The following is a 26,192-nucleotide window of genomic DNA, read 5'->3' on the forward strand; positions in this document are numbered from 1 at the left end:
GTTGATGGTGAGCTGGCTGGTACCGTTCTGCGTGATCGTCGCGCTGCCGCCGACCACCGTGCCCTCTGTCGGCAACTGGGCGTGGGCCTGTCCGCTCGCCGCGAACAGGCCGGCCGCCAGCAGCGTCACTGCCGCCGTCCTGGTCAGCCAGGAGATACGGCAGGGCTGCGGCCGGACGGTGTGGCCACTCTCCAAGGGGACGCCGACCCGCTTTGACAATGCTCACTCCCCATCAACATCGGCTCAATCGTCGTGCGACTATATCAGCAAGCGTCCCTGAGCGCAGGCGAGATCGATTCCAATAATGTGCAAAGTTCCGTTCGGCGCGAGATGGCGCTCGACCTGCGCGGGTGCGCTTGATGCCGCGGTCGCAGTCGCGAGTTCAGGCGGCCCGAGCCGGCGCGAGATGACACTCGACGATACCCGCGGTCCTCGCCGTGGTCGCGGGCGCCACGCTGCTGCATCGCTCGAGCGCCACCGGGCAGCGCGGGTGGAAGCGGCAGCCGGGCGGGATGTTGGACGGATCGGGCAGAGAGTCGCCCAGCCCGACATCCGGCACGCCGAGCCCGGGCTCCGGCGTCAGCACCGAGGCGAGCAGCGCCTTCGTGTAGGGATGCTCGGGCGCGTGGAACAGCGTGTCGGTCGGCGCGCGCTCGACGATGCGGCCGAGATACATCACCGCCACCTCGGTCGCGACGTGCTCGACCACCGCGAGGTTGTGGCTAATGAATAGATAAGTGAGATTGAGATCGCGGCGCAGCTCGGCCAGCAGGTTGAGGATCTGCGCCTGCACCGAGACGTCGAGCGCCGAGGTCGGCTCGTCGCAGACCACGATGCGCGGGCGCAGCACCAGGGCGCGGGCGATGGCGACGCGCTGGCGCTGGCCGCCGGAGAGCTGCGCCGGCTGGCGCTCGCCCATCTCGACGGTCAGGCCGACGCGCACCAGCATCTCGTCGACGCGTCTGGCCATCTCGGCGCCGCTCATGCCGCCCTGCGCCGCCAGCGGCAGGCCGACGATGTCGCGCACGCGCCGCAGCGGGTTGAGCGAGGCGAAGGGGTCCTGGAACACCGGCTGGATCAGGCGCGCGCGGGCCTTGCGATCCATCTCGAGCACGCGCTGGCCGTCGACCAGGATCTCGCCGGCCTCCGGCGGCAGCAGGCCGAGGATCAGGCGGGCCAGGGTGGACTTGCCGCAGCCGGATTCGCCGACGACCCCCAGCACGCCGCCCGCCGGCACGGCGAAGGACACGTCGTCGACCGCCACGACATGCCTGTCGGGCTGGAACATGCCGCCCTTCACCCGGAACGTCCGCCGCGCCCCGCGCACTTCGATGGCGGGCGCGGTCATGCCTTTTCCTCTTTACCTTCCCCCGGAGGGGGAAGGTGGCGCGGAGCGACGGATGGGGGATGCCTCAACGCGACAGGTGTCCGGCTTCGACATCCCCCTTCCGCCCTTCGGGCACCTTCCCCCTCCGGGGGAAGGTATTTGGCGAGCGCGATCATGCCGCACGCATCCAGTCCTGCGGCAGGCGGCAGAGGTACTCGTGGTCGCTGCCGGCGCGATGGCGCGGGATGTCGCCGGCGCAGATGTCGGTGGCCTGCGAGCAGCGGTCGCGAAAGCCGCAGCCGGCGAAGCCGGGCGACACCTTTGGCACCACGCCGGGGATCGAGCCCAGCGGCTGGTCGCGCCTGACCTTGCCGGGAACCGGTACGCATTCGAGCAGCCCGCGCGTGTAGGGATGTGTCGGCCGCGCGAACAGATCGGCTGTCGCCGCACTCTCGACCACCTCGCCGGCGTACATCACCGAGACGCGATGGGCGACGCGCGCCACGACGCCCAGATCGTGCGTGATCAGCAGGATGGCCAGCCCGAGGTCGCGCTGCAGACCGGCGAGCAGGCGCAGGATCTGCGCCTGCACCGTCACGTCGAGCGCCGTCGTCGGCTCGTCGGCGATCAGCAGCTCGGGATCGCACATCAGCGCCATGGCGATCATCACGCGCTGCCGCAATCCGCCCGAGAGCTGGTGCGGGAATTGGCCCAGCCGCATGCCGGGCGCGGTGATGCCGACGCGGCCCAGGAGCTCGGCGGCGCGGTCGAGCGCGGCGCGCCGCTTCGTGCCGCGATGGCGCGTCAGCACCTCGGCCATCTGCGAGCCCACAGTGTAGGCGGGGTTCAGCGAGGTCATCGGCTCCTGGAAGATCATCGCCATGCGATCGCCGCGCAGCTTCGCCATCTCCCGGTCGCTCATGCCGCGCAGGTCGATGCCGGCGAAGGAGAGCCTGTCGGCGCCACGCCTGCCGCCGCGCGCCAGCAGGTTCATGATCGCCAGCGCCGAGACCGACTTGCCACAGCCGGACTCGCCCACCAGGCAATGGGTCTCGCCGCGCGCCACCGTGAGCGACGCGCCGCGCACGGCCGCGACATTGGCGCCGAACTCGACGCGCAACCCTTCTACCTCCAGCAGCGCGGTCATTGCTCGCCCTGAAATCTTACCTTCCCCCGGAGGGGGAAGGTGCCCGCAGGGCGGATGGGGGATGTTGAAGACGGACACCGAATGCGTTGAAGCATCCCCCATCCGTCGCGCTTCGCGCGCCACCTTCCCCCTCCGGGGGAAGGTAAGAGGATGGGACATCCGCGACAGCCCTGCATCACTGCGTACTCGTGCCGAACTGGTCGCGCAGGCCGTCGCCCAGCAGGTTGATGCCCAGCACCAGCACGAACAGCGAGATGCCGGGGATCATGATCACCCACGGGCTGAAATACATGTACTCCTTGGCCTCGGAGATCATCAGGCCCCAGGACGGCAGCGGCGGCGGCACGCCCAGGCCGAGGAACGACAGCGCCGCCTCGAGCAGGATGGCCAGCGCGATCTCCAGCGTGGCGACGACCACGAGATGCGAGGCGATATTGGGCAGGATCTCGCGCCACAGGATATGGAAGCGCGAGCAGCCCGCGCACCAGGCGGCGGAGACGAAGTCGAGATTGCGCACCTGCATGGTGGTGCTGCGCGCCACCACGGCGAAGCGGTCCCACAGCAGCAGCCCCAGGGTCAGCACCAGCAGCGTGAAGGAGCTGCCCATCAGCCCGACCACGGCCAGCGCCACCAGCACGACCGGGATCGACAGGCGCGTGGTGATGGCGAACAGCACGGCGTCGTCGACTTTGCCGCCGACGAAGCCGCCCAGCACGCCCATGGCGATGCCGATGATCGCCGAGGTGATGGTGACGCCGATGCCGATCAGCATGGAGATGCGCGCGCCGTAGATCAGGCGCGAGAGATAATCCCGGCCGATCTGGTCGGTGCCGAGGAAGTGCATGGGATTGTGGCCGTCCATCCAGAACGGCGGCAGCAGGCGCTTGCCGAGATCCTGCGCATAGGGGTCGTGCGGGCTGATCCACGGGGCGAAGATCGCCGCGAACAGCGTCAGCCCGACGATCACCGCGCCGATCCAGGTGCCGGCCGCGCGCCAGCCGCGCCGCGGCGCGGCGATGGTGGTCATCGTCGTCATGCGGTGCGCAGCCGGGGATCGAGCACGGCGTTGAGGATGTCGGCCAGCATGGTGAGCGCGACGTAGATCACCGCCAGCACCAGGACCACCGCCTGCACCACCGGGAAGTCGTTCTTGCCGATGCTCTCCCAGGCGAGGAAGCCGACGCCGTGCAGGGCGAAGACCGATTCGATGACGATCGAGCCGCCGAGCATGAAGCCCAGCTGCACGGCGGCGATGGCGACCACCGGGATCGCCGCGTTGCGCAGCGCGTGCTTCAGCAGGATCGAGGCGCGCGACAGGCCCTTGGCGCGCGCGGTGCGGATATAGTCGGAGCCGATCGCCTGGATCATGCCGGCGCGGGTCAGACGCGTGAGCGCCGGGATCGCCGTGAAGGCCAGCACCACGCCGGGCATCACATAGTGTTCCCACGAGCCGGTGCCGGAGATCGGCAGCCAGCCCAGCTGCAGGCCGAAGGTGATCATCAGGATCAGCCCGAGCCAGAAGCCGGGCATGGCCTGGCCGAGCAGGGCGACGAACTGCACCACGCGGTCGATCCAGGTGTTCTCGTTGACCGCCGCGGCGATGCCCAGCGGGATCGACACGACCAGCGCGATCAAGAGGCCGGTCAGCCCCAGCGTGATGGTCACCGGCATGCGCTCGCCGATCAGCTGGGCGGTGCGCGCCCTGAAGAAGAAGCTTTCGCCGAAATCGCCGATCAGGGCGCGGCCCACCCAGTCGACGAACTGGATGTAGACCGGCCGATCCAGCCCGTAGGCCTTGCGGATCAGCTCCACGTCGGCCTGCGTGGCGTTGGCGCCGGCGATCGAGATCGCCAGGTCACCCGACAGCCGGGTCAGCATGAACGCGAGCGTCAGGACGGTCGCGGCGACCAGCAGTGCCACGACAAAGCGGCGGAGAAGGAAGCGGAGCATCGAAGCCTTAACCTATCCATCCGGACCGGCACGTTGCAAGCGACATGCCGTCTTTGGGTGCGCCGGCGTCCCGCCGGCTCATGATGCCGGCGGGACGCCGGCGGTCCCGATCAGACAAGGACGCCGACCAGCGCCGTCAGAACCACCATGCCCGGCAGGCTCCGCTACGCCGGCGTGCCTCTCGCTTGCCCCTGTCGCAGCTCGTCCCTTCGCTCGCGCGATGACATTGAGCGGAGCTACCGCGTGTCCTTCGGCGGGTTCTCCTCGAACCAATTCACGATCGCCGGCATCTGCTCCTCGAAATCGCCGGGGATCGAGAAGTTCAGGACGCCGGCACGGCTGGGGCTTCGGTTCTGGAAATCATGGAGCACTCCACCTGGCACGAGGACGAAGGAGCCCTTGGTGGCGTCGATCCAGCGATCGCCGACGAGAACGCTCATCGTTCCCTCGATGACGTAGAAGATGTCGTCCTCGGCGTGGGAATGCGCCCCGGGACCCTGCGTGCGGGGATCCAGCCACCATTCGGAGATGGAGTAGCGCCGCTCGGTCTCGTCTCCGTCCGCCTTGAAGACGGCGCTGATGCGTCCCATCGGATACGAACGACCCTCGCTTGGCGGGAGGAAGATCCCGGAGCGCTTCGCGGGGATCTGTTCCATTTGCCCCTTCGCGTAGGGGTCGTAGGAGCCAAAGCTCCACAGGTGGCCGTCGCAGTCGCGCGCCGAGTACTCGCGCGATCCGTACTCGGTGTCGGCCAGCGGCCGCTCGATCACCGCGCCGGCAGCCTGGGCCCGCGCGTAGTGCGCATCGATATCGGCGACGGCGACATACGTCCCGAGGCGCGCCGTGGCCCACGGATTCTTGGGATCCGGCTCGCGGGCAGAGCCCATCATGATCAGGCCGGCGCCGAGGCAGAGCTGGGCGTGCGCCACGGTGTTGTTCTCGCCGGGCACCACGAAGCGCTTCTCGAAGCCGAAGGCCTTGCTCAGCCACTCGATCGCCGCGGGCGCGTTCTCGTAGCGGAGACTGGGGAAGATGTTGGGGACGCTCGCTCTGTCGGCCATGGATCTCTCCGTCTCGGGAAAGGATGGCAGCACAACTAGGGCAGAGGGGCGTCACCGGTCTTGGATGAATTTTACCCGCCCACACCGCCGCTCTCCGGCAGCAGAGCGGCACGAAAGGCGCTCGGGGTGCACCCGGAGTAGCGGCGAAAATCTCGATTGAAATGAGCTTGGTCGCAGTAACCGCAGGCGAGCGCGAGCTCGGCCAATCGTTCCTCATCGGCCACGCGGATGCGGTCCACCGCGTGTGAGAAACGCAGGATATTGGCGACCGCCTTGGGGCTTAGGCCCACTTGCGCATGGAATCGCTGGATGAGGGTCTTGCGGCTGCAAGAGAGATCGCGGCTTAGAGTGCCGACCGAGCGTGCGCCGTTGCTCGCTTGCAGCATCTTCAGCGCCCAGGCGATGTCTGGCGACATGGGTCGTCCGCGTTTCAAGCGCTCGAGCAGGAATCGGTCCATGACGTCGAAACGTGCCGGCCAGTCCGGCGCGTGGCGGAGTCGCTCGACCAGCCTGTCCGCCTCGGCATCGCCCACGAGGTCGCCCAGCGCCACGCAGCGGTTGGCGATGTCCGACATGGCGACGTTGAGGAAGCGATAGGCGCCAAGCAGGGTGAAGTTCACCTGGACGCCGAGCTGCTCACCCTGGTACTCGGTGAAGACATGCACGTCATGCAGGCCCGCCAGGAAGCTGCGATGGATTCCACGCTCCGCTGGTCGATCGCCGGTGATGACGTCGATCGACGGCCCGAGGCTGACGATCATCGGCGCGCCGGCGAACGGCACCTGCAAACGGCGCATTTGTGCCTGCGAGCGTTCGCGATAGCCCTGGTAATCGGTGACGTAGGGAGCGAGCCGTGCGTCCGGGCAACGCAAGTACATTGCCCAGCTCAGGGTCTCGGAGCGATGGACGTCGACCTGCACGCCTGATTCATCCCCGGTCATGACGGCTCTGATATCCCCATGTGCGGCGGTTGCGCAACCAGTGACGACGGCCAGCCGTGGGGCAAGGGATGCCGGTTTCGTTGCGGGTCGTCGCGGTTCCGCTGGCCGCGGTCGACAGGCCGACCGCGCCGCCGACCTTCATGGTGCGCTCCAGCGCCCAGGACAGCCCGCGCGCCAGCGGGCGGCGTCGGGCAGCTTGGCTGGCAGCATTTTGTTGGCGAGCTGCAGGCCGCGCTTGATGGCGTGGAGTTGGTCCTCGATCGCCTGGCGGCGTTCCGCATCGAGCGCCACCCACTCGCGGATCGGGATCTGCGCGGGGTCGGTCAGGCCGTCCTGCAGCACGCGCTCCTGCACCTGCTCGGCCAGGGTCTGGGCGCGGGCCTCGTCGGCCACGGCGGCGCTGTGCAGGGTGCGGATGGTGGCGGCGCGTACGGCCGGATCGGCGATCGCCTCGGCCTGTCCCAGGCGCCGCTGCGCCACAGACGGTTCGCCGTCCGGCGGCGTGGCGTTCAGGATCTCCGCGCTCGCCTGCCGGGCGTGCTCGCGTGTCTGCGCTTCGGCGAGCAGCGCGTCGAGGGAGGCTCGGTCGGATGCCTCGATATGCTGTTCGTAGCGTGCGCGCAGGGCGCGCGCTCAGGGTCGCGCTCGACCGCGGCCTCGATCGCCGACACCAGCATGCGACTGGTCTGCCGGCGCAGCGTTGCCTCGGTCAGCGCGGAGTCCCAGTGGTGACGTTCGGCATGTTCGTTGACCTCCGCGCGCGTCGTGCCCAGGGCGCGGCGCAGCATTGCGTCGTCGCTCCAGTGCAGACGGGCGTCGGCCTGCATCTGCGCGATGCGCCGTTCGCCGGCCTGGTCGTACCAGCGCAACCGCTCGGCGGCGCTGTGGCGCTCGACCTGGGTGCTGAAGCTCGCCAGCCGGCGCTCGCTGAGGTCGTGCAGCATCTGGCGCTGGTCGTCGTCGACCATGGTCGCCATCTCGCGCGTCTGGGCCTCGCGGTAGGCGTCGATGACCGCCGGCGCCTTGGTCAGCGCTTCCTGGCCCTGCAGGTTGAGGTAGCCAGTCTGCGGATCGAACAGCAGTGTCTGCTCGGCCTCGCCCAGGCGCGAATCGGCGCCCTTGACGATGGCTTCGTTGTCGCCCGCGAGGTGCTCGGACAGCACGATGGCGACACCGGCGGCACCTTCGGCGGCCTGCAGGCCGAATTGCAGCATCGGCGAGGGGCCGAACTGGCCGGCAATGGCGTCGATATTGAGATAGCCGCCGCCGGGCACGGCCTGTGTGCTCACGCCAAGCGGCTTGTAGGGTGGGATCCAGATTCTGCCGGCCATGCGCGTTCCGCTTCATCGGGGCACGGCGCGGCGCCGTGGATCGGGCGCGCAAGACTCAACCGTGCCCCCGCGGGAAGGCTATGACAGGGCGTGCGGGAAGCCGATTTAAACCCCTACGGTTGTCGCCGACGGGGCTTTCGTCCTACGGAGAGAGGCAGTATTTCCACCCCTACGCGTGTCGTTTCTCGCCGCCCCGCGCCCGTCATTGCTTGCGCTGCAGCTTGATGGCGTAGGTGAAACGTTCGGCGGGGTGGAGGTTGAAGGCGACCTCGACCAGCTGGCGGTCGGCCAGCCGGTAGGCGCGGCGGATGGCGATGGCCAGCCTGCCGGCGCGCGTGCCGAGGCCTTCGGCGATCGCCCTGGGCGTCGGCGCCGCCGAGATCACCTGCTCGACCTCGGCGACGCGCACGCCGTACATCTTCTCGATCCAGGAATAGATCGTGCCCGGGGCGCGGCCGATGCGCAGGCCGACGCCGGCGTAGGCGGCGAGCACGAAGACCTCGGTCCAGCAGATCGGCCGCGCCTGGCCCTCGACGTGGCGGAAGCCCTCGACGCGCAGCCAACGCTCGCCACGCCTGCAGCCCAGACGGCGGGCAAGCGCCGCGTCGGCCGTCACCACCGCGCTCTTGTCGACCTCGAAGCGCGCCTCGGTGGCGTATTGCAGCAGCTCCTCGACGGAGGACACCGAGTGTACATAGAGCGCCTGGCCGGCGTGGCGCACCACCGTCGTGCCGGCGCCCTGGCGCGAGGCCACTAGGCCTTCGTCGCGCAGCCGGCGCAGCGCCTCGCGCACCGTGTGGCGGCTGACGCGGAAGCGGCGGCCGAGCACTTCCTCGGTCGGCAGCCGCGCGCCGATGGCGAGCGCGCCGCTTTCGATCTCGCGCCTGAGCGCGTCGGCGACCTTCAGATGCAGCGGCGCGGCATCGCGTGGGGCGGGCATGGCCATGATTTGTCCGGATAAGATACGGCGCGGATTGACAGCCGTTCAACGATGAAAATAGATTGTCCGGACAAATTTGGAGGACGGCCGTGCGCAGCATCGATCCGGATGACGAGGCGCAGCTTCTGGCGAGCATCGACAAGTGGGTCGACCGCGAGGTGGCGCCGCGCGTCAAGGAGTTCGATCACTCCGATCGATGGCCGGCCGAGCTGGTCGAGCAGATGAAGGCGCTCGGCCTGTTCGGCGCCACGGTCAGCCCGGAGTACGGCGGGCTCGGCCTGCCGGCGACGACCTATGCCCGGATCGTCATGCGCATCTCCTCGGTGTGGATGGCGCTCACCGGCATCTTCAACTCGCACCTGATGCTGGCGCTGGCGGTCGAGAAGTTCGGCACCGAGCCGCAGCGCCGCCAGTGGCTGCCGAAGTTCGCCAGCGGCGAGATCCGCGGCGGGCTGGCGCTGACCGAGCCCAATGCCGGCACCGACCTGCAGGCGATCCGCATGACCGCGCGGCGCGAGCGCGGCGACTACGTCATCAACGGCACCAAGACCTGGATCAGCAACGGCATCGAAGGCTCGTGCTTCGCGCTGCTGGTGAAGACCAACGCCGAGGCCAGCCCGCGCTATACCGGCATGAGCCTGTTCATCGCGCCCAAGGGGCCGGGCTTCACGGTGGGCCGCAAGCTTGAGAAGCTCGGCTACAAGTCGATCGATTCGGGCGAGCTGATCTTCCAGGACTACCGCATCCCGGCCGATCATCTGATCGGCGAGGTCGAGGGCCGCGGCTTCACCCAGGTCGCCGGCGGGCTGGAGCTTGGCCGCATCAACGTCGCGGCGCGCGGCGTCGGCATCGCCGAGGGCGCGCTGAAGCTCGCCACCGACTACGCGCAGATCCGCCAGACCTTCGGCAAGCCGATCATCGAGCACCAGGCGATCGCGCTGAAGATCGGCGAGATGGCGACGCGGGCGCGCGCCGCGCGGCTGCTGACGCTCGACGCCGCTGGCGCCTTCGACCGCGGCGAGCGCTGCGACATGGAGGCGGGCATGGCGAAGTACTTTGCCTCCGAGGCGGCGCTGGAGAACAGCACCGAGTCGATGCGCATCCACGGCGCCTATGGCTATTCGAAGGAATACGACATCGAGCGGCTCTACCGCGACGCGCCGCTGACCTGCATCGGCGAAGGGACCAACGAGATGCAGCGCCTGATCATCGCCCGCCAATGGACGAAGAGGCACGCGTCCATATGAACGCCAAGCCGCTCGCCGGCATCCGCGTGCTGACCCTGGAGCAGTTCGGTGCCGGGCCCTACGGCACGATGTTTCTCGCCGAGCTCGGTGCCGAGGTGATCAAGATCGAGCCGCCCGAAGGCGATCCGTCGCGCCAGGTCGGGCCGCACAGGCTGGGCAAGGACGACAGCCAGTACTTCCAGGCGTGGAACCTCGGCAAGAAGAGCGTGACGCTCGACATCAAGAGCGAAGAAGGCCGCCGGCAATTCGAGTCGCTGGTGGGGACCGCGGACTGCGTGGTGAACAACCTGCGCGGCACGCAGCCGGCGAAGCTCGGCATCGACTACGCGGCGCTGAAGCATCTGAAGCCGGCGATCGTCTGCCTGCACATCTCCGCCTATGGCCGTTCCGGCGAGCGCGCCGACTGGCCGGGCTACGATTTCCTGATGCAGGCCGAGGCCGGGCTGATGGAGCTCACCGGCGATCCGGAGGGCGCGCCGACGCGGGTCGGCGTGTCGCTGATCGACAGCATGAGCGGGCTGACCGGCGCCGTCGGCCTGCTGTCCTGCCTGCTGCGCGCACGCAGCACAGGGCAGGGCTGCGACGTCGAGACCTGCCTGTTCGACGTCGCGCTGCACCAGCTCACCTATCCCGGCACCTGGTATCTCAACGAGGGCGATGTCTCGCCACGCGTGCCGCGCAGCGCGCATCTGGCGCTGGCGCCGGTGCAGACATTTCCGACCAGGGACGGCTGGATCTTCGTCATGTGCATGACGCAGAAATTCTGGCTGTCGCTGGTCGAGGTGATGGGGCGGCGCGATCTGCTCGACGACCCGCGCTTCGCCGACCCCAACACCCGCGCCGTCAACCGCGCGGCGCTGACCGATGCGCTCGATCCCACGTTCCGAACGCGCACCACGGCCGAGTGGCTGAGCCTGCTCAACGGCCTCTTGCCGGCAGCACCGGTCTACCGCCTCGACCAGGCACTCGACAGTCCCTTCGTGCGCGGCTCCGGCATGGTCTCCGAGGTGCCGCATCCGACGAAAGGCACGCTGCGCGTGATCGCCAATCCCCTGCGCATCGACGGCGAGCGTCCGTCACAGGCCGCCTGCTCGCCGCTCGGTGCGGACACCATCACGTATGTATCCTGATCATGTTCCCTCTCCCCGCGAGCGGGGAGAGGGTTAGGGTGAGGGGCTGATTCGAGTGACGTACCATCGTCGTGCACAACCTGATGCAACCCCTCACCCCGACCCTCTCCCCGCTCGCAGGGAGAGGGAGCAAGGACCTGTCATGAAGCTCCAAGGCATCAAGGTCGTCGACCTGTCCTGGTTCCTGCCGGGGCCGTACCTCACCACCGCGCTGGCCGATCACGGCGCCACGGTGATCAAGGTCGAGCCGCCGGGCGAGGGCGATCCCGGCCGCCACATCAGGCCGCCGGACCAGCGCACATCGGTGTTCTTCCGCAACATGGCGCGCGGCAAGAAGAGCGTGGTGATCGACCTCAAGAGCGAGCAGGGCAGGGCCGACCTGTTCCGGCTGGCATGCGAGGCCGACGTGCTGGTCGAGTCGTTCCGCCCCGGCGTCGCCGCGCGCTTCGGCATCGGCTACGAGGCGGTGAAGGCAAAGAACCCGGGCATCGTCTATTGCTCGATCTCCGCCTTCGGCCAGGACGGCGCCTATCCCGGCCGCGCCGCGCACGACCTCGCGCTCGAGGCGATGACCGGCGTGCTGAGCCTCACCTTGGGCGACGACGGAAGGCCGGCGATTCCCGGCATTCCTGCCGCCGACGTGGTGAGTGGCCTGCACGGCCTGGCCGGCGTGCTGATGGCGCTGCTGCGCCGCGTCAGCACCGGCAAGGGCGACTACATCGACGTCTCGATGCACGAGGCGCTGATGGCATCCTGCGCCAATGTCGTCGGCGCGCCGTTCACCGACGGCACGCAGCCCGACGTGAAGAACCAGCGCACGACAGGCGGCTCGGCCTTCTATCGCATCTACGACACGTCCGACGGCCGCCAGCTGGTGCTCGCCGGGCAGGAGATGAAGTTCGTGCAGAACCTCCTGGGCGCCCTGGGTCGGCCGGATCTCGCGCCGCTCTGCGAATGGCCCGGCGCGCACCAGAAACCAGTGATGGAATTCCTCGAGGCGACGTTCCGCTCCAGGCCGCTGGCGCACTGGATGGAGTACCTGTCGACGCTCGACGTCTGCTACGGCCCGGTCAATACGCTGCCCGAGGCGATCGAGGATGCCAATCTGAAGAAGCGCGGCATGATCGTGACCGACGAGATGGGCCGCAAGCATCTCGCGCCCGTGGTGCGCTTCAGGGACGAACCATCGCAGCCGCTCTACCGCGAGCCGCTGCTGGGCGAGCATGACGCGATGTACCTGTCATCCCGGGCGCAGCGAGGGATCTAGACTGCCCCTGGATCCCTCGCTGCGCCCGGGATGACAGATTCGATAGGATGAGGCCAATGGCGAAGACGTCCAAAGAGGTCGGACAGCAGCGCTATCGCGAGCAGTTCGGCCGCTATTACGAGGATTTCCAGAAGGGCGACGTCTACGAGCATCGTCCCGGCCGTACGATCACCGAGAGCGACAACACCTGGTTCACCCTGCTGACGATGAACCAGCACCCGCTGCATTTCGACAAGGCCTATGCCGCGAAATCGGAGTTCGGCCGGCCGGTGGTGAACTCGTGCCTGACCTTGTCGATCGTCGTCGGCATGAGCGTCAGCGACGTCAGCCAGAAGGCGATCGGCAATCTCGGCTGGACCGACATCAAGCTGACGAAGCCGGTCTTCGTCGGCGACACGCTCTATGCCGAGTCCGAGGTGCTGGACAAGCGCGAATCGGCGAAGCGGCCGACGCAGGGCGTGGTCAGCGTGCGCACGACGGGCCGCAAGGCCGATGGCACGGTGTTCATCAGCTTCGAGCGCACCATCCTGGTGCCCAAGCGCGGCCACGCGGTCGACGACAAGGCGGATTACTAGCACATTGCTGTTATCCCGAGCGCAGCGAGGGATTCAGGCCGGCCCTGGATCCCTCGCTGCGCTCGGGATGACAGAAATGGGAGATTGATCGATGCGTATCGCCGTCATGCAGTTCTCGCACGAGACGGTGACGTTCCTGAAGAACGACACCACGGTCGAGGACTTCATCTATCCCGGCTCGCCGATGCGCGACGAGGCGCTGCTGTCGCACGATCCCAGGGCCTATATGGGCGGCTTCGTGAAGCTCGCGCGCGAGCATGCCGATGTCGAGCTGGTCGGCATCGAGTCGCCGGGCTGGCCGAAGACGGGCACCGGCTCGGGCTGGGTGACGGCGGAGGCGTTCGAGCGCTTCACCGGCCGCATGGTCGAGGAGCTCAAGGCGCGCGGGCCATTCGACGGCGCCTATCTGTGCATCCACGGCGCCATGGGCGTGCGCGGGGTCCCCAGGCCCGAAGCCGAGCTGGCGCGGCGCGTGCGCGCGGTGATCGGGCCCAGGGCCTTCATCGCCGCGACCTTCGATCCGCACGCCAACGAGGACGAGGAATTCCTGCGCCACGCCGACATGGCGTTCTGCGTGAAGTACTTCCCGCACTACGACATGCACCTGCAGGGCGAACGCGCCGGGCGCATGCTGGTGCGCGCCATCCGCGGCGACTACAAGCCCTCGACGGTTACTGTAAAGGTGCCGATCATCACCGCGACCGTGCTGCAATGGACCGGCGCCTCGCCGTGGATGGACCTGGTGCAGCGCGCGCTGACCTGGGAGGCGCGCGAGCCCGACGTCTATGTGAACTTCATGTTCGGCTTCCCGTGGGCCGACGTACCGGATGTCGGCATCACCGTGCAGGTGCTGACCAACGACAAGCCCGATCTGGCGAGGAAGATCGCCGATGACATGGCGCAGGCGATCTGGCGGCAGCGCAAGGCGCTGGTCGGCGCGGCCAGGGTGCATCTCATAGCGGAGGGCGTCGCGCTGGCCGGGCAGGCGGTCAAGCGCGGCGAGGCGCCCGTCGTGCTCGCCGACCACAGCGACCGCTCGGGCTACGCGACCTGGATCCTGAAGGAGGTCATCGCGCAGGACCTGCGCGACGTGCTCTTCGCCACCATCGCCGACGCCGAGGCGGCCGACGCGCTGCAGAAGATGAAGCCGGGCGATCCGTTCGACCGCATGATCGGCGGCCGCGTCGATGAATCGGCCGGCGAGCCGGTGCGCATCACGGGCACGGTGCGCCTGGTTTCGCCGCATGGCGGCGCGGTCGATTTCGGCAAGGGCAATTGCGTGGCTATCAGCCGCTACCTGGCACAGGTCACCGAGCCGTCGCAGATCACCGGGTTCGGTCTCGACCTGGCGCGCTTCAAGGTCTTCGCCATCAAGTCGCGCGTGCATTTCCGGCGCGGCTTCGACGACAGCGGCTTCGCGAAGACCATCCTGCTGGTCGAGCCGAGCGAGCCATTCCTCGGCACGGTGCGGCTCGACGCGCTGCCCTACGAGAATGTCGACCTCAAGCGCTTCTATCCTTACGCCGATCTGACGTTCCCCTGAATCATCAAGGCGCCGCTTGATCGGCACGCGCTTCGCAGGCAGCGTCGCTGCGTCAACAAGGAGCGTGGATCATGGGTATGCAGCGATGGATGCCGGCGCTGGCCGCCGGCGTGCTGGCGATCGGGCTGTCGGCGAAGGCGGGCGCCAACGAGGTGGTCGAGTACTGTCAGACCAGCCTGAACAGCGACCCGGCTGCGAAGACCTTCCCCGACGTTCCCAAGTTCTGCGGCTGCGTCGGCGAGAAGACCGCGGCGGGCGATCGGGCACTGACCGTCACCGTCATGAAGGCGTCCGACGAGGCGCGCGCCAAGGGCAGCAGGCTCGATCCGGCGACCCTGCCCGCCGACCAGGCGAAAGCCCTGGAGAGCCTGCGTGGCGTCGTACGGGGCTGCATGCAGCTCGTGATGCAGGATGCCGCGCCCCCGACCGCGCCCTCCTCGCCGGCCGGCAAGGTCACCGGCATGGCGGCGTGGGGCCAGCTGGTCGGCAACACCGTCGCCGGCAAGGTGGGCGGCAAGGACTACGCGGAGTTCTACCAGCCGGACGGCACGGTCAAGACAATGGAGGACAGCGAGCTCACCACCGGCAAATGGTCGGTCGAGGGCGATCAGGTCTGCTTCGTCTATCCGAAGGAGGACAAGGCGTGCTTCACCGTGGAGGTGGCGGGCGACGACGTCACCTTCACCGAGAAATCCGGCACCGGCATCCGCCTGAAGATCCTGAAGGGCAATCCGCGGAACCTGTGATCGCTCTTCCATTCTGCGGCCTTCTGGATCCCTCGCCGCGCTCGGGATGACAGCCTGCAGCATCTGTCATTCCGAGCGCAGCGAGGAATCCGGGCTTCGCTGATTCCAGGTCGCTACCCGGTCGCAAGCAGGGCGGCGAGGCGGTCGTAGTTCATTTCCATGCCGGTGGTCATGCCGGAGCCCATCACGCCGTCGCGCACTTCCTTGCCGGGATATCGGATGGTGATGGTGAGCGTGGTCCTGCCGTCGGACTCGCTGAGCGTCTGCGAGACCAGCGCCTCGCCGGGATACCAGGGCTCGTCGAATTTCTCGGTCGCCACCAGCTTTTGCGGCACGATCGCTTCGGTGATGGTGCCGCCCAGGCCCATGGTCGGGCCATCCTCGCCGTTGCGCCAGGCGAAGCGGTAGGCGGTGCCGGCCCTGGGCTCGATCGCGCACTCCGTCATCGTCCAGCCGGGTGGGCCGTTGAGCCAGCGCCGGATGGCGTCGGGCGTGGAGATGGCGGCGAAAACCCTGTCGCGCGGCGCGTCGAAGCTGCGCGAGATCGACAGCTCGTTGTCCGAGGGCGTCGCAAGCGTGATGCTGCTCATGGCTCGCTCCTGTAGTTAACGCATTAGTTAACTATAGCGAGGTCCGTCGTCAAGCCGGCTTTCTTCGCGCGCCGGCCAGCAGCAGCACCAGCGAGCCGATGATCAGGATGTTCAGCACGTTGAAGGCGATGCCGCTGCCGAAGGCCGGCGCGTAGGTGCCGTAATGGTCGTAGAGCCGGCCGGCGAACCAGGCGCCGAAGGCCATGCCGGCCTGCGCCGTCGACAGGGTCAGCGGAATGCGCCACGACGCCTGCGACGCCGAGAAGAGATCGCGCACCGCCACGGAGTAGGCGGGGATGATGCCGGAGAAGCCCAGGCCGAAGGCGGCGGCGACGAAGAACAGCCCGGTCTCGTCCTGGGTCAGCAGGAAGCCGCTGATGCAGATCGCCTGGCAGATCGCGCCGACGAGCACCGTGCGCAGGCCGCCGATGCGGTCGGCCAGCACGCCCCAGAGCTGGCGCGAGACGAAGGCGGCGGCCAGCATCACCGAGAGCATCATCGCGCCGCGCGCCGCGACGATGCCTATGTCGCTGCAGAAGGCCACGAGATGCGCCTGCGGCACCGCCATCGGGATGCAGCAGAAGAAGCCGGCGATGCAGAGCATCACCTGGGCGACGGTGGGATGGATGCCGGCGATGCGGTGGCCCTGCGCGGCCCGGCCACCTCGGGTCGGATGCGGCACGGCGGCGATCGGCAGCGGCTTGAGCAGCAGGGTCGCGGGCAGGATCACCGCGGCGATCACCACGGCATAGCCCAGCATCACGTTCTGCCAGCCCCAGGCGCTGAAGCCGCGCTCGAACAGCGCGGGCCAGACGACGCCGGCGATGTACTGCCCTGAGGAGATCAGCGCGATCGCCGTGCCGCGCCGTCGCTCGAACCAGCGGCTGACATAGACCAGCAGCGGCGCGTAGATCGCGCCATTGCCGAGCAGGCCCAGCATCAGGCCGTGGCCGACATAGAGCGCCCAGATCGGCCCCAACGAGGAGAGCGCCAGGCCGCAGGCCACCATGATCGCGCCGAAGGCCAGGGTGGTGCGCACGCCGATCTTGTCGGCCAGCCAGCCCATCAGGATGCCGCCGGCGGCGGTGCCGAACCAGGCGAAGGAGCCGGCCAGCGCCACGGTCGAGCGGTCGGTGCCCAGCGCCTCCTGGATCGGCTTCATGCCCACGACGATCAGCAGCGGCGAGCCGAAGGAGATCGACAGGATGCCCAGCACGATCCACGCCGTGCGCCACGCGGGCGGGCCGTCGATGCCCTGGGGTTTGCTGGATGGGTCCACTTCGGCTCCTGTCGTCCTGAGCGCAGCGAAGGACCTTGCGGTGATGCGAACGGACATGACGCAGGTCGATGTCCGCGATACCGCAAGGTCCTTCGCTGCGCTCAGGACGACGGGTTGTTTCCTCCGCGGGGGAGGGTAGGGCGAACTACGCCACGCCCGCAACCTTGGCGCGTTGGCGCACGAGGGCCAGCACCGTGTCGCAGGTCGGCGTCTTCAGGCCAGTGATCACGCCCATCTCGACCACGGCGCCGAGCAGCGCCTCGATCTCCATCGGCTTTTTGGCCTCGAGGTCCTGCAGCATCGAGGTCTTGTGCGCGCCGACCTCGTTGGCGCCCTCGATGCGCTTGTCGACATCGATGGCGAATCTGATGCCGGTCTTCTCCGCCACCGCCTGGGCCTCGACCATCATGGCGCGGACCACCGCGCGCGTGCCGGGATCGGACGTGATCAGGTCGAGCGTGGCGTGGGTGAGCGCCGAGACCGGATTGAGCGACAGGTTGCCCCACAGCTTGATCCAGATCTCGTCGCGGATGCGCGGGCGCGCCGGCGCGCGCAGCCCGGCCTTGATCATCGCCTGCGACAGGGCCGCGATGCGCTCGCTGCGCGAGCCGTCGGGCTCGCCGAGCGTGAAGCGGTTGGAATAGGTGTGCTCGATCACGCCGGGCGCGGTGATGGTGGCGGCGGGATAGACGATGCAGCCGATGGCGCGGCGCGGATGTAGCCGCTCCCACAGCGAACCATCAGGATCGACGCTCTTCAGCCGCAGATCGTCGTACTCGCCGCCGTGCTTGTAGAAGTACCACCACGGCACGCCGTTCATCGCCGTGACGATGGCGGTGTCGGGGCCCAGCAGTTTCTCGATCTGCGGCAGCGCCGCCGTCAGCCCGTGCGCCTTGAGGCTGACCACGACATAGTCCTGCGGTCCGGCCGCCGTCGGATCGTCGGTGCAGGGCACCTTCACGGTGTGCGTCTGGCCTTCGGAAATCAGCGTTAGCCCGTTGGCCTTCATCGCCGCGAGGTGGGGCCCGCGCGCGAAGAACGTCACGTCGGTGCCGGCCATCGCCATCTTCGCACCGAGATAGCCGCCGATCGCCCCGGCACCGAAGATCAGCACACGCATGACGTCAGGCTCCGAGGCCGAGCTTCTCCGCCAGGCCGATACGCTGCAGCTTGCCGGTTGCGCCCTTGGGGATCTCCTGCAGGAACACGACCTTTCGCGGCACCTTGAAGTCGGCGAGCTTCCTGGCGGCGAAATCGCGGATCTCGCGCTCGGTGGCGCTCTGGCCCTCGCGCAGCACGATGGCAGCGGCGACTTCCTCGCCGAGCTTGTCGTGCGGCATGGCGAAGGTCACGACCTGCGCCACAGCGGGATGATCCATGATGGTCTCGTCGACCTCCAGCGGGCTGACTTTCTCACCGCCGCGGTTGATCAGCTCCTTCAGCCGGCCGGTGATGCGCAGATAGCCTTCCTCGTCCAGGGTCCCCTGATCGCCGGTGCGGAACCAGCCGTTGCTGAAGGCGCTGGCGTTGGCGGCGGGATTGGCCTCGTAGCCCGACGTGACGTTGGGCCCGCGGATCACGATCTCGCCCAGCGCGCCGCTGGGCAGGATGTTGCCCTCCGGGTCCATGATCGCGACCTCGGGGCCGGCGGCGATGCCCACCGAGCCCGGCTTGCGCGCGCGCGGCGGCAGCGGGTTGGATGCCATCTGGTGCGCCGCCTCGGTCATGCCGTAGCTTTCGATCACCGGCGCGCCGAAGACCGTCTCGAGCTCGGTCATCACCTGCGGCGGCAGCGAGGCCGAGGACGAGCGGATCAGGCGCAGCTTGCAGCGGCCGATGATCTCGGCGTTGCGCTCGGCGCGCGCCAGGATGGTCTGGTGCATGGTCGGCACCGCCGTGTACCAGCTGGGCTTCACCTCATCGAGCCAGGCGAAGAAGCGCAGCGCGTTGAAGCCCGGCGAGCAGACCACCGAGCCGCCGGCCGCCAGCGAGGAGAGCACCGCGGCGATCAGGCCGTGGATGTGGAACAGCGGCATGATGTTGAGGCAGGCGTCGGCAGGCGTCAGCGACAGGGTCTGCGTGATGTGCCGCGCCGAGGCGCAGACATTGCGCTGCGCCAGCGGCACGATCTTGGGCCGCGACGTGGTGCCCGAGGTGTGCAGCACCAGCGCGATATCGTCGGGCTCGGCCCTGCCGGGCAGCGCCGGCTTGCCGGCCATCGGCTTCTCGGGCCGCAGCGTGAAGGCACCCGCGCCCCGGGCGCGATCGGGCACCACCTCGACCAGCGGCACGCCGAGCTTGTGCGCCACGGCGCGCGCCGGCGAGTCCTCGCCCTGCTGGATCAGCAGCGCCCTGGCCTTCAGGTCGGTGAGATAGAACTCGAACTCCTCGGCGCGATAGGCCGGGTTGAGCGGCGCGGTGGTGGCGCAGGACGCCACGGCGATGAAGGCGGCCGCCATCTCCGGCCCGTTGGGCAGCACGATGGCGACGCGGTCGTTGCGGCCGATGCCCATGGCGTTGAGGTCGACCATGGTCCTGGCCGCGAGGTCGCGCAGGCCTGCGAAGCTGAGCGGCTGATGCTCGGGCGCACCGATCGCCGGCGCCGAATCGGCACCGCGCGCCAGCAGGTCGAGAACCGTGTCAGCCATGCGATCATCCCCGTGCGTCGAATGCCGGGTATTTAGCCCGCTCGCGGAGGGCGCGCTACTGCGGCGGCGCGACGTGGTATTGTTCGGTGACGGCAGCAACGGGGCGGACATGTGGTGGTGGCTGCACGCGATGGCGCCCCGGATGGGCGGCCTGTGGAAGCGCGGCCGCCATCCGCTGCTGCACGCCCACGCCGCCAGCATCCGCGGCATGCGTGAGGCGCCGGGCCTCGCGGAGCGGCGCCGGCACCTGACCGCGGCGGCGTGGGCGGATGCCGAATTCACCGCCGAATGGGCGACCGATCTCGTCGTCGATGCGTGGCTGCACTACATCGCGACACCGGGACGCAGCGTGCGCTCGATCCTCGAGGTCGGCACCTATGAGGGTCGCTGGGCTCTGCTCATGGCCGAGATGTTTGCCGGGAGCAAGATCGCCTGCGTCGATTCCTTCGCCGGCGGCGACGAGCATCAGCGCGACGATGGCGTGGCGCAGGTCGAGCGCCGCTTCGACGCCAACACGGCGCGGCTGGGCGCGCGCGTCGAGAAGCTGAAGGGCCGCAGCGACGCCACGCTGGTCGCGCTGGCGGCCGCCGGCCGGCGCTTCGATCTGTGCTACATCGATGCCGGCCATTTCCACGACGACGTCATCGTCGATTCGATTCTGGCCTGGAGCCTGCTCGACGTCGGCGGCATCCTGGTGTGGGACGACTACGGCTGGGACGGCTATCCGACCTACTTCAAGAACGTGCGCGCGGCGATCGACCGCTTCGTCGACACTCACCGGGGCGAATACGAGGTCCTGGTGTCGTGGCCGCCCGTCGCCATCCGCAAGACGGCCGAGACCCGACGCGACGTGAGGACCTGAGCGGCGGCGGGCGCCCGTCAGGCCGACAGCGTCGCCAGGTTCGGCACCGGCCGGGCGATCGAGGCATCGTCGGCGAGGTGCGCCTCGAGCGCCTGGGCGACCTCGAGCACGAACTGATCGCCGTGGTGCGGGCCGACGATCTGCAGGCCCAGCGGCGTGCCGGTGGGATCGAGGCCGGACGGGATCGAGATCGCCGGATGGCCGGTGTTGGTGATGGCATAGGTCATCGCCAGCCAGTGGAAGTAGGTGCGCAGCGGCTCGCCGTTGATCTCCTTGATGGTGAGCTGCTCGACCGGGAAGGGTGGCACCGCCACGGTGGGCGTGATTAGCACGTCGACGTCGCGGAAGAAATCCTGGAAGGCGCGGAACACGCGCGTCTGCTCGGCATGCGCCGCGGCGGCGTCGGCCAGCGTCATCTTCAGGCCCTGCTCGACATTGGCGACGATGTTGGGGCCCAGCTTGTCGCGGTGCTGCTCGTAGCGCTTCAGGTGCGCGGTGAGGAAGTTGGTGGCGCGCAAGGCCTCGAAGACGTCGTTGGCGCGGCCCATGTCGGGATCGCGCCACTGCGCGGTGCGGAAGATCGGCGCCAGCTTGCGGGCGCGGTGCTTGAAGGCGTCGCTAATGCGGTCATCGACGATGGCGAAGCCGAGATCGATCGAGAAGGCGACGCGCAACGACGACAGGTCGACCGGCTTGAGCGAGGCGAAGGAGGCAGCATCGACCGGCTTCGACAGCGGATCGCGCGGATCGTAGGCGGCCATGGCGCTCATCAGCAGCGCGGTGTCGGCGACGTCGCGGCCCATCGGCCCGAGCACCGACAGCGGCGTCCAGCCCAGCGGCCGGCGCTCGCTGGGCACCACGCCGGGCGAGGGACGGAAGCCGACGACGCCGCAGAAGGCGGCGGGGATGCGCAGCGAGCCGCCGGTGTCGGAGCCGCTGCAGATCGGCACCATCGAGGTCGCCAGCGCCACCGCCGAGCCGCCCGAGGAGCCGCCGCAGATGCGCGCCGGATCGAACGGATTGCGCGTCGGGCCATAGACCGGGTTGGTGGTGTTGGCGCCGGCGCCGAATTCGGGCGTGTTGGTCTTGCCGACGACGATGGCGCCGGCATGGCGGATCGCCGCCACCGTGCGCTCGTCCTTGTTGGGGATATTGTCGGCCATCAGCGGCGAGCCGAAGACGGTGCGCAGGCCCTCGGTCTCCTGCAGATCCTTGATGCCCACCGGCAGGCCGTGCAGCGGACCGATGCGATCGCCGGCCATCACCGCGCGCTCGGCGGCGCGCGCCTCGGCGCGGGCGCGGTCCTCGCACATCGCGACGAAGGCGTTGAGCTTCGGATTGACCTCGCCGATGCGCTTGAAGCAGGAGTCGAGCAGCTCGACCGGCGAAAGCTTGCGCCTGCCGATCATTCGGCGCAGCTCGACGGCGCTGAGGTCGCAGGGTTCGGTCATTCTCGACTCCTCTTCACACTCACATCTTCCGTTTCCTCCCTCTCCCCGCTTGCGGGGAGAGGGTCGGGGTGAGGGGTCGACTGAGGTTGCGCACGATGGCGGTGCGCAATCCGATGCAGCCCCTCACCCCAACCCTCTCCCCGCAAGCGGGGAGAGGGAGTTGAAGCCAGACCACAGGCAAGAGCCGATCCTATACCAGACCCAGCGCGCCCATTGCTGCGGCGATCGCCAGCCAGATCAGCGGATGGGCGCGGGTCGTGGCGGTGAGGACGGCGACGGCCGCCGTGAGGCCGACGGCGACCCACGAGGCGGCGGCGCCACGGGCGATGATGTAGCCGGAAGCCAGCACCAGGCCCACCGTGACCGGCGCGGCGGCGCTCTGGATCAGCTCGCGCCAGGCCGAGCCCTTGAAGCGGTCCCAGACGCGGTAGACGAAATAGGTCAGCACGCTCGAGGGGCCGATCAGGCCGATGGTGCAGACCAGCGCGCCGGGAATGCCGGCGACGTGATAGCCGATCAGGGCGACGACCAGCATGTTGGGGCCGGGCACGCCCTGGGCCAGCCCGAACAGCTCGGCGAATTTCTGGTGCGTGATCCAGCCCTGCTGCTCGACGACGAAACGGTGCATTTCAGGCAGCACCGAGTTGGCGCCGCCGATGGCGAACAGCGACATCAGCGCGAACTGGCCGAGCATCAGCAGCAACGTGTCGGCGAGCTTCATCGGCGCCCGCGCATCCACGCCGTGACGACGATCGACAGCGCCGCCAGCACCAGCACGACCGGCACCAGCGGCCAGCGCATGACGGCGATGGCGAGGAAACCCAGGGCAATGAAGGCCAGTGCCTGGAGGTTGCCGAGCATCGGCCGCGCCATCTTGAGCCCGGTGGCGATCACCAGCCCGGCGCCGGCGCAGGCGATGCCGGCGAAGGCGCCCTGCACGCGCGGGATGTCGCCGTAGGTGGCGTGCACGATGCCGAAGCCGATGACGATCCAGAACGGCACGAAGACCAGGCCGGCGAGCGCGGCGAGAATTCCCGGCACGCCGGCGAATCGCCATCCCACGCAGATCGAGACATTGACGATGTTGGGACCGGGCAGGATCTGGCCCAGCGACACCAGGTCGGTGAACTCCGCCGCGGTGACCCACCGGCGGCGCTCGACCATCATGCGCCGCGCGAACGGCATGACGCCGCCGAAGCCCGAGATGGCGATGCCGGCGAAGCCGATGAACAGCTCGGCGGGCGTGATGCGGCGCGGTGCGGGAACGGACTCGGTCACGGACGATGGTCTTGTCTTGGCGCCGCGCCGCTCCAGCGGCGCCTCTGGCTTGACGGTTGAAGAGCGCCGCTGGAGCGGCGCGGCTCGAACGGCGCGACAGTCCGGCGTCGCGGCAGGCGGCGGGAGAATGCGCTGCCCGGCGTCATCAATCCCGCACCCGCGCCGGCCGGTCGGCGCTCGACAAGGCGCCGCACTATATCGCTGTACTCCCCGGCGCGCGTCGGTGATCTTCGCCTTTCGTCCACCTCGGTCCCCAGCCTGCCGTGCGGGAACCGCAGAACGATGTCCGCAGGGGCTTTGCGCATGACGAAGGGTCAACCCAAGGTGCCATCTTTGGATGTCACCGTGTTCAGCACCAAACCCTATGACCGGCAGTTCCTCGAGGCGGCGAATGCGGGTCAGGGGCACCGGCTGCACTTTCTCGACATGCGGCTCTCGATGGAGAGCGTGGCGCTCGCGCAGGGCTCGACGGCGGTCTGCGCCTTCGTCAACGACGAGCTGGGCGCGCCCGTCCTGGCGGAGCTGTCGCGACTGGGCGTCCGTCTCGTGGCGCTGCGCAGCGCGGGCTTCAACAACGTCGATCTGGAGGCGGCTCGCGATCTCGGCGTGAAGGTGGCGCGGGTGCCGGCCTATTCGCCTCATGCCGTCGCCGAGCACACGGTCGCGCTGATCCTGGCGCTCAACCGCAAGATCCATCGCGCCTACAACAGGGTGCGGGAAGGGAACTTCGCGCTCGACGGCCTTCTGGGGTTCGATCTCAACGGCAAGACCGTCGGCATCGTCGGCACCGGGAAGATCGGCGAGGTGCTGACGCGCATCCTCAACGGATTCGGCTGCGATCTGATCGGGAACGACATCGTCGCCAATCCGGCCTGCGAGACGCTGGGCATGACCTATGTCTCCCGCGAGGAGCTCTTCGCGCGCGCCGACATCGTGAGCCTGCATTGCCCGCTGACGCCGGACACGCGCCACATGATCCGCGGCGAGACGCTGGCGCTGCTCAAGCGCGGGATGATGCTGATCAACACCAGCCGCGGTGCCGTGGTCGAGACCCGCGCCGTCATTCGCGGGCTCAAGGAAGGCGTCATCGGCAGCCTCGGGCTCGACGTCTACGAGGAAGAGGCCGATCTCTTCTTCGAGGATCTCTCCAACCATCTCATCCGCGACGACGTCTTCGCGCGCCTGCTCACCTTCCCCAACGTGCTGGTCACGGGACACCAGGCGTTCTTCACGAAGGAGGCGCTGTCCAGCATCGCCGATACGACGATCGCCAACATCACGGCCTTTGCCGGGCGCGGCCGGGCGATGCACGAGGTGTCCGTCGAGAAGATCGCGACCAGGACGTGACCGTCGGCAATGCACGCCCTGCTCGCCGCCCTGCCGATAGGGCTCGTCATCGCCGCCATGGTCGTCTTCCGGTGGCGGGCGGCCAGCGCCGGCGTGCTCGGGCTGGCCACGGCGCTCCTGCTGGCGATCGCGGTCTTCGGGCACGGCACGGATGTGCACCGCGAGCTCGGCCCGGGCATGGCGATCGGCGGCGCGATGGTCGAGGCGCTGTTCATCACCCTCACCATCCTCTGGATCATCTTCCCCGCGCTCTGCATCTACGAGATGCAGGCACGCTCGGGGGCCTTCGAAACTATCCGCAGCGGCCTTTCGCGGATCTCGTCCGATCCGCGCATCCTTGCCCTGCTCGTGGCCTGGTTCTTCGGCCTGTTCATGGAGGGCGTGGCGGGATTCGGGACGCCCGTGGCGCTTGCGGCGCCGATTCTCGTCGGGCTGGGTTTCGCGCCGGTCCGGGCGGTGACGCTGGCCCTGATCGGCCACGCCGCCGGCGTTTCCTTCGGCGCGGTGGGAACGCCGATCCTGCCGCAGATGGCCGCCAGCGGCCTGTCCGGTCTCGAGCTGGCGCGGCCGGCGGCGCTTCTCCACGCGCTGCTCGGCGGCATGCTGGCCGCAGCAGTGTTCATGATGGCATCGCCGGACAGGACGCGGCCGCGTGACTGGCTGTGGCCGGCGCTTGCGGCCTTCCTCTTCCTCGCGCCCTTCCTGCTCCTGGCCTGGCTGGTGGGCCCCGAGCTGCCGACTCTGGGCGGCGCCATCATCGGCGGCAGCCTCTTCGCCCTGATCGCCGGCGGCCGCCGCGGTGGCGGCGGCGATCGGCCGGGACCGGCGGCCGGCGAGATGGCGTGGGCCGCGCTGCCCTATCTGCTGCTGCTGGCGCTGATTGTCCTCACGCGCCTCGTGCCGCCCGTGCGCGAAGCGATGCGCGGCATCGAGATCGCATGGAGCCTGTCCGGCGCCTTCTCCGGCCGCATGGAACCGATCTATCATCCGGGGACGCTGCTCTTCCTTGCCTTCATGCTCGGCGGTCTGCTGCGCGGCCGCTCGCCGGCCGAGCTTGGCTCGGCGATGGCGGGCGCGGCCCGGCGGCTCGGCGTGGTGGCGCTTGCGCTCGCGGCCATGCTCGGGCTCTCGCGCGTGCTGATGCATTCGGGCATGATCGAGACCCTGGCGCAGGCCGCGGCCGCGAGCGGCGCGCTGTGGCCGTTCCTCGCGCCCTTCATCGGTGTGCTGGGCTCCTTCGTGACCGGCTCGGCGACTTCATCGAACATACTGTTCAGCGACTTCCAGCGGAGCACCGCCACGGCCCTGTCGCTCCCGGCGGCGGTGCTGCACGGCGCGCAGAATTTCGGTGCCGGCATCGGAAACATCATCAGCCCCCACAACATCATCGCGGGCGCGGCGACGGTCGGCCTGGCGAGCGGACGCGAGGGCGAGGTCATGCGCGACACCATCGTCGTCTGCCTTCTTTATGCCGCTGGCGGTGGAGGCATGATCTACCTGATGCTGAGAGGCGCGTCGGCGTTCTGACCGGA

General features: G+C 68.7%; 26 protein-coding genes and 1 pseudogene. 9 read left to right on the forward strand and 18 right to left on the reverse strand.

The annotated features are described in order from the left end of the window. The 11 genes and pseudogenes from KF889_14725 to KF889_14775 form a co-directional block, all read right to left on the reverse strand. The coding region (locus KF889_14725) for a hypothetical protein (protein MBX3500700.1) at positions 1-219 on the reverse strand (219 nt) is incomplete at its 3' end. A 163-nt stretch (positions 220-382) separates the two neighbouring features. Continuing rightward, on the reverse strand, positions 383-1,348 hold the full coding sequence (locus KF889_14730) for an ATP-binding cassette domain-containing protein (protein ID MBX3500701.1): 966 nt from the start codon (positions 1,346-1,348) through the stop codon (positions 383-385). A 151-nt stretch (positions 1,349-1,499) separates the two neighbouring features. Next, positions 1,500-2,474 carry an ABC transporter ATP-binding protein gene (locus KF889_14735; GenBank protein ID MBX3500702.1) on the reverse strand — a complete coding sequence of 325 codons (975 nt, stop codon included), beginning with the start codon at positions 2,472-2,474 and terminating at the stop codon, positions 1,500-1,502. A gap of 175 nt (positions 2,475-2,649) precedes the next feature. After that, positions 2,650-3,510 (reverse strand): ABC transporter permease, encoded by an 861-nt coding sequence (locus tag KF889_14740; GenBank protein MBX3500703.1) that lies wholly within the window; start codon positions 3,508-3,510, stop codon positions 2,650-2,652. After that, entirely contained in the window at positions 3,507-4,424 is a 918-nt protein-coding gene (locus tag KF889_14745; GenBank protein ID MBX3500704.1) for an ABC transporter permease, read from the reverse strand. Before KF889_14745 ends, KF889_14740 begins: the two co-directional genes overlap by 4 nt. Before the next feature lie 236 nt (positions 4,425-4,660). Further along, on the reverse strand, positions 4,661-5,014 hold the full coding sequence (locus KF889_14750) for a cupin domain-containing protein (GenBank protein ID MBX3500705.1): 354 nt from the start codon (positions 5,012-5,014) through the stop codon (positions 4,661-4,663). A gap of 78 nt (positions 5,015-5,092) precedes the next feature. Further along, positions 5,093-5,485 (reverse strand): annotated as a pseudogene (locus KF889_14755) (VOC family protein). Positions 5,486-5,556: 71 nt separating this feature from the next. Continuing rightward, positions 5,557-6,405 (reverse strand): helix-turn-helix transcriptional regulator, encoded by an 849-nt coding sequence (locus tag KF889_14760; protein ID MBX3500706.1) that lies wholly within the window; start codon positions 6,403-6,405, stop codon positions 5,557-5,559. A 159-nt stretch (positions 6,406-6,564) separates the two neighbouring features. Further along, positions 6,565-6,906: a hypothetical protein gene (locus KF889_14765; protein MBX3500707.1), complete on the reverse strand. Its 342-nt coding sequence runs from the start codon at positions 6,904-6,906 to the stop codon at positions 6,565-6,567. Between the two features lie 29 nt (positions 6,907-6,935). Further along, positions 6,936-7,757 (reverse strand): hypothetical protein, encoded by an 822-nt coding sequence (locus KF889_14770; protein ID MBX3500708.1) that lies wholly within the window; start codon positions 7,755-7,757, stop codon positions 6,936-6,938. 202 nt (positions 7,758-7,959) lie between these two features. Then, entirely contained in the window at positions 7,960-8,703 is a 744-nt protein-coding gene (locus KF889_14775; GenBank protein MBX3500709.1) for a GntR family transcriptional regulator, read from the reverse strand. 68 nt (positions 8,704-8,771) lie between these two features. On the opposite strand from KF889_14775, the gene KF889_14780 reads away from it, so the two are divergent. From KF889_14780 to KF889_14805, 6 genes are all read left to right on the forward strand, one after another. After that, positions 8,772-9,944 (forward strand): acyl-CoA dehydrogenase family protein, encoded by a 1,173-nt coding sequence (locus tag KF889_14780; GenBank protein MBX3500710.1) that lies wholly within the window; start codon positions 8,772-8,774, stop codon positions 9,942-9,944. Further along, positions 9,941-11,074 carry a CoA transferase gene (locus KF889_14785; GenBank protein MBX3500711.1) on the forward strand — a complete coding sequence of 378 codons (1,134 nt, stop codon included), beginning with the start codon at positions 9,941-9,943 and terminating at the stop codon, positions 11,072-11,074. The genes KF889_14780 and KF889_14785 overlap by 4 nt, the downstream gene beginning before the upstream one ends. Positions 11,075-11,216: 142 nt before the next feature. Next, the gene (locus tag KF889_14790) at positions 11,217-12,341 is read left to right on the forward strand and encodes a CoA transferase (protein ID MBX3500712.1); all 1,125 of its coding nucleotides are present in this window, start codon (positions 11,217-11,219) and stop codon (positions 12,339-12,341) included. A gap of 56 nt (positions 12,342-12,397) precedes the next feature. Beyond that, positions 12,398-12,916 carry a MaoC family dehydratase gene (locus tag KF889_14795; protein MBX3500713.1) on the forward strand — a complete coding sequence of 173 codons (519 nt, stop codon included), beginning with the start codon at positions 12,398-12,400 and terminating at the stop codon, positions 12,914-12,916. Positions 12,917-13,007: 91 nt separating this feature from the next. Further along, complete coding sequence (locus KF889_14800; protein ID MBX3500714.1) at positions 13,008-14,459, forward strand: M81 family metallopeptidase; 1,452 nt, start codon at positions 13,008-13,010, stop codon at positions 14,457-14,459. Positions 14,460-14,530: 71 nt separating this feature from the next. Beyond that, positions 14,531-15,205, forward strand: coding sequence for a hypothetical protein (locus tag KF889_14805; GenBank protein MBX3500715.1), 675 nt, complete (start codon positions 14,531-14,533; stop codon positions 15,203-15,205). A gap of 113 nt (positions 15,206-15,318) precedes the next feature. Here the strand turns inward: KF889_14805 and KF889_14810 are convergent, their stop codons facing one another. The 4 genes from KF889_14810 to KF889_14825 all read right to left on the reverse strand — a co-directional run bounded on the left by KF889_14810 (position 15,319) and on the right by KF889_14825 (position 19,722). Continuing rightward, positions 15,319-15,795, reverse strand: coding sequence for an SRPBCC family protein (locus KF889_14810; protein ID MBX3500716.1), 477 nt, complete (start codon positions 15,793-15,795; stop codon positions 15,319-15,321). 49 nt (positions 15,796-15,844) lie between these two features. Then, positions 15,845-17,074 carry an MFS transporter gene (locus KF889_14815; protein ID MBX3500717.1) on the reverse strand — a complete coding sequence of 410 codons (1,230 nt, stop codon included), beginning with the start codon at positions 17,072-17,074 and terminating at the stop codon, positions 15,845-15,847. A gap of 145 nt (positions 17,075-17,219) precedes the next feature. After that, positions 17,220-18,194, reverse strand: a complete 975-nt coding sequence (locus tag KF889_14820; protein ID MBX3500718.1) for a 2-dehydropantoate 2-reductase — start codon at positions 18,192-18,194, stop codon at positions 17,220-17,222. Between the two features lie 4 nt (positions 18,195-18,198). Further along, positions 18,199-19,722 (reverse strand): AMP-binding protein, encoded by a 1,524-nt coding sequence (locus KF889_14825; protein ID MBX3500719.1) that lies wholly within the window; start codon positions 19,720-19,722, stop codon positions 18,199-18,201. A 73-nt stretch (positions 19,723-19,795) separates the two neighbouring features. Between KF889_14825 and KF889_14830 the strand changes: the two genes are divergently transcribed. Beyond that, positions 19,796-20,584 carry a class I SAM-dependent methyltransferase gene (locus tag KF889_14830; GenBank protein MBX3500720.1) on the forward strand — a complete coding sequence of 263 codons (789 nt, stop codon included), beginning with the start codon at positions 19,796-19,798 and terminating at the stop codon, positions 20,582-20,584. Between the two features lie 17 nt (positions 20,585-20,601). On the opposite strand, the gene KF889_14835 is transcribed toward KF889_14830, so the two are convergent. The 3 genes from KF889_14835 to KF889_14845 form a co-directional block, all read right to left on the reverse strand. Continuing rightward, on the reverse strand, positions 20,602-22,035 hold the full coding sequence (locus tag KF889_14835; GenBank protein MBX3500721.1) for an amidase: 1,434 nt from the start codon (positions 22,033-22,035) through the stop codon (positions 20,602-20,604). 190 nt (positions 22,036-22,225) lie between these two features. Then, the gene (locus KF889_14840; protein ID MBX3500722.1) at positions 22,226-22,756 is read right to left on the reverse strand and encodes a chromate transporter; all 531 of its coding nucleotides are present in this window, start codon (positions 22,754-22,756) and stop codon (positions 22,226-22,228) included. Further along, positions 22,753-23,313, reverse strand: a complete 561-nt coding sequence (locus KF889_14845) for a chromate transporter (protein MBX3500723.1) — start codon at positions 23,311-23,313, stop codon at positions 22,753-22,755. The genes KF889_14840 and KF889_14845 overlap by 4 nt, the downstream gene beginning before the upstream one ends. 333 nt (positions 23,314-23,646) lie before the next feature. Here KF889_14845 and KF889_14850 point away from each other — a divergent pair, with 333 nt between their 5' ends. Together KF889_14850 and KF889_14855 are read left to right on the forward strand one after the other, a co-directional pair. Beyond that, positions 23,647-24,660 (forward strand): 2-hydroxyacid dehydrogenase, encoded by a 1,014-nt coding sequence (locus tag KF889_14850; GenBank protein MBX3500724.1) that lies wholly within the window; start codon positions 23,647-23,649, stop codon positions 24,658-24,660. Positions 24,661-24,669: 9 nt separating this feature from the next. After that, positions 24,670-26,187, forward strand: a complete 1,518-nt coding sequence (locus KF889_14855) for an L-lactate permease (protein MBX3500725.1) — start codon at positions 24,670-24,672, stop codon at positions 26,185-26,187. The last annotated feature ends 5 nt before the right edge of the window (positions 26,188-26,192 follow it).

Source organism: Alphaproteobacteria bacterium (assembly GCA_019635875.1).
Lineage (GTDB): Bacteria > Pseudomonadota > Alphaproteobacteria > Reyranellales > Reyranellaceae > JAFAZJ01.

Excerpts from the sequence above, each read along its gene's own strand:
- KF889_14730 (MBX3500701.1), bottom strand. The coding sequence starts at position 1,348 with ATGACCGCGCCCGCCATCGAAGTGCGCGGGGCGCGGCGGACGTTCCGG.
- KF889_14735 (MBX3500702.1), bottom strand. The coding sequence starts at position 2,474 with ATGACCGCGCTGCTGGAGGTAGAAGGGTTGCGCGTCGAGTTCGGCGCC.
- KF889_14740 (MBX3500703.1), bottom strand. The coding sequence starts at position 3,510 with ATGACGACGATGACCACCATCGCCGCGCCGCGGCGCGGCTGGCGCGCG.
- KF889_14745 (MBX3500704.1), bottom strand. The coding sequence starts at position 4,424 with ATGCTCCGCTTCCTTCTCCGCCGCTTTGTCGTGGCACTGCTGGTCGCC.
- KF889_14750 (MBX3500705.1), bottom strand. The coding sequence starts at position 5,014 with ATGGGACGCATCAGCGCCGTCTTCAAGGCGGACGGAGACGAGACCGAG.
- KF889_14770 (MBX3500708.1), bottom strand. The coding sequence starts at position 7,757 with ATGGCCGGCAGAATCTGGATCCCACCCTACAAGCCGCTTGGCGTGAGC.
- KF889_14775 (MBX3500709.1), bottom strand. The coding sequence starts at position 8,703 with ATGGCCATGCCCGCCCCACGCGATGCCGCGCCGCTGCATCTGAAGGTC.
- KF889_14785 (MBX3500711.1), top strand. The coding sequence starts at position 9,941 with ATGAACGCCAAGCCGCTCGCCGGCATCCGCGTGCTGACCCTGGAGCAG.
- KF889_14790 (MBX3500712.1), top strand. The coding sequence starts at position 11,217 with ATGAAGCTCCAAGGCATCAAGGTCGTCGACCTGTCCTGGTTCCTGCCG.
- KF889_14795 (MBX3500713.1), top strand. The coding sequence starts at position 12,398 with ATGGCGAAGACGTCCAAAGAGGTCGGACAGCAGCGCTATCGCGAGCAG.
- KF889_14800 (MBX3500714.1), top strand. The coding sequence starts at position 13,008 with ATGCGTATCGCCGTCATGCAGTTCTCGCACGAGACGGTGACGTTCCTG.
- KF889_14805 (MBX3500715.1), top strand. The coding sequence starts at position 14,531 with ATGGGTATGCAGCGATGGATGCCGGCGCTGGCCGCCGGCGTGCTGGCG.
- KF889_14810 (MBX3500716.1), bottom strand. The coding sequence starts at position 15,795 with ATGAGCAGCATCACGCTTGCGACGCCCTCGGACAACGAGCTGTCGATC.
- KF889_14820 (MBX3500718.1), bottom strand. The coding sequence starts at position 18,194 with ATGCGTGTGCTGATCTTCGGTGCCGGGGCGATCGGCGGCTATCTCGGT.
- KF889_14825 (MBX3500719.1), bottom strand. The coding sequence starts at position 19,722 with ATGGCTGACACGGTTCTCGACCTGCTGGCGCGCGGTGCCGATTCGGCG.
- KF889_14835 (MBX3500721.1), bottom strand. The coding sequence starts at position 22,035 with ATGACCGAACCCTGCGACCTCAGCGCCGTCGAGCTGCGCCGAATGATC.
- KF889_14840 (MBX3500722.1), bottom strand. The coding sequence starts at position 22,756 with ATGAAGCTCGCCGACACGTTGCTGCTGATGCTCGGCCAGTTCGCGCTG.
- KF889_14855 (MBX3500725.1), top strand. The coding sequence starts at position 24,670 with ATGCACGCCCTGCTCGCCGCCCTGCCGATAGGGCTCGTCATCGCCGCC.